Annotated in this window: 1 protein-coding gene; it reads right to left on the reverse strand. The window is 73.2% G+C overall.

Translation table 11 applies throughout. The annotated features are described in order from the left end of the window. The coding region (locus P5F91_RS19925; protein ID WP_277908054.1) for a condensation domain-containing protein at positions 1–1509 on the reverse strand (1509 nt) is incomplete at both ends.

The following is a 1509-nucleotide window of genomic DNA, read 5'->3' on the forward strand; positions in this document are numbered from 1 at the left end:
TTCCACGGTTTCGCGCTCATAAAGCGCAGCGTCCACCAACCATTGCAGTACCAGGCGGCCGTCGGCCAGGGCCTCGTGCGTCAGGGCCATGTCGTGCGCGGCGGCCAAGGGGCTCAGGCGATAGGTGGGGCGTTCCGGGATGGCGATGGTGGCCGTCGTCAGCGCCCAGTCCGCATTCCCGCCGTTGCCGACCGCCATGGGCGTCTCGCTGACCAGGAGGTTGTACAGCGGGTAGCGCCCCGGCTGGACCAGGTCGGGGTGTTGGCCCCGGAAGTCCGCCAGGATGCGGGCGGTGGGATAGCGGGAATGGCTGAGGCCCTCGGCCAGCGACTGCTGCACCCCCGCCAGGGCGTCGGCCAGGGTGTCGGCATCGGCCAAATGGCAGGCCAGGGGCAGCATGTTCAGGTAATAGCCCACCACCCGGGCCTCATCCGCCGTCTCGCGGGTGGAGGCGGCGGTGCCCAGGGTGAAGTGGGCCCGGCCGGTGCGCCGCCGCACCTCGATGGCCATCAGGGCCAGCATCAGGGCATGCAGGCTGGCGCCCTGGCCCTGGGCGATGCGGCGCAGGGCGGCGGCGGTGTCGGCGTCCAGGCACAGGCGCAGGCTGTGGCTGCCCTTCGCGGCCTGGCCGCTGCGGCCCAGCGGGCGCGGCGCGTCCAGCGGCCATTCATCGAAGGGCCCGTTGCCCTCCGGCGCCGGGCTGGCCACCAGATGGTCCAGCGTGTCGCGCCAATAGGCGGCGTCGGCATCGGCCGCCGGGCTGGCCAGGTAGGCCTGCTCCCGCGCTGCCGACAGGGCCAGGCCGCCCGACAGTGCCTCCAACGCCTGTCCCTCCAGCAGGGCGGTCAGATCCTCGATCAGCACGGCCAGGGACAGGCCGTCACCCACGGCGTGGTGCAGGCCCAGCCAGAACACGGCCCCCTCCGGCGTCCGCACCAGGCCGGCCCGCCACAGCGGCGGCTGGCCCAGCGGGATGGCCGTGGCGGCATGGCCGCGCGCCTGGGCCAGCGCTGACTCGGCATCGGCCGCCGTCTCGATCAGGAAGTGACGATCGACCAGCGCCCCGGCGGCGCCCGCGTCCAGCACCGTGCGGCGTAGAATGTCGTCACCAGCCTCCTCGAAGTGGCAGCGCAGGGCGTCATGGTGGCGGACCAGGCCGGTCCAGGCCCGGCGCCAGGCCGCGTCATCCGGCACGGCGCCTGTGGCCGTCAAAGCCAGCGTCATGGTGAAGGCGCGCGTGTCCAGCCCGGCGCCCTCCGCCACCCAGAACTCGCGTTGACCTTCGGTGGCGCGGTCGCTGCCACTGCCCACCACTACCGTTTCGCCCTGGCCCAGCTGGGCCACGCGGCGGGCGAAGCCGCGCAGGGTGGGGTCGCTGAACAGTTCGCGCGCCGGCACCGGATGGCCGAAGGCCTTCTCCAGCTGGTGCGACACGGCGATGGCCAGCAGGCTGTGCCCACCCAGGCGGAAGAAATCGTCCTCCCGACCCACGGCGCCGCAGCCCAGCAC

It is taken from the genome of Nitrospirillum amazonense (genome assembly GCF_029594735.1).
GTDB lineage: Bacteria > Pseudomonadota > Alphaproteobacteria > Azospirillales > Azospirillaceae > Nitrospirillum > Nitrospirillum amazonense.